The following is a 687-nucleotide window of genomic DNA, read 5'->3' on the forward strand; positions in this document are numbered from 1 at the left end:
CGCGCGTGGGTGCCCGACGTCGCCTACACGACCGGCCTGCTGCGCGCCCTCGCCGACGCGCCCTGGGTCCGCCTGCGGCCCGCCTCGACGCTGCTCGACGGCATGGCGCAGACCCGCACGGTCGCCTCCGACGCCGCGACCGAGGACGCCGAGATGTCGCCCGCGCAGGTCCAGGTCCTCGCCGCCGCCCGCGAGCGCACGCTCGCGTTCGCGGACGTCACGTCCGAGCCGGAGACGCTGCTCGCCGGGGTCGACCAGGAGGTGCTCGCCCCGTTGTCCGTCGCCTGGCGCGCCGACCGCACCGGGCGCGACGCGCTCGTCGCCGCCGTGGTCGCCGACCTCGACGCGCGCACCAGCGGGCTCACGATCGTGCAGCCGCCGCGGACGGCGAACATGCTCGGCTCGTCGACCGACGCCCGCATGACCGTCCGCAACGACCTCGCGGTGCCCGTGACGGTGCAGCTCGTCGTCACGCCGAGCAAGACCTGCCTCGAGGCGCAGCCCGTCGACCCCGTCGAGGTCGCGGCGCGCGACGAGCGCAGCGTCGTCGTCCGGTTCGTCGCGCACGCGAACTGCGAGGTGCGCGTCAGCGCACAGCTCGCGACGACCGACGGCGCCCCCGTCTCGGCGCCCGTCGAGTTCGTCGCGCGCGTGCAGCCGACCTTCGAGGACGTCGGCACCGTCGTC

1 protein-coding gene is annotated in these 687 nt (G+C 76.1%); it reads left to right on the forward strand.

Annotated elements, in window-relative coordinates; translation table 11 throughout:
- On the forward strand, positions 1–687 hold a 687-nt coding region (locus OMK64_RS20200; RefSeq protein ID WP_272730142.1), incomplete at both ends, for a DUF6049 family protein.

The organism is Cellulomonas fimi (genome assembly GCF_028527925.1).
Lineage (GTDB): Bacteria > Actinomycetota > Actinomycetes > Actinomycetales > Cellulomonadaceae > Cellulomonas > Cellulomonas fimi_C.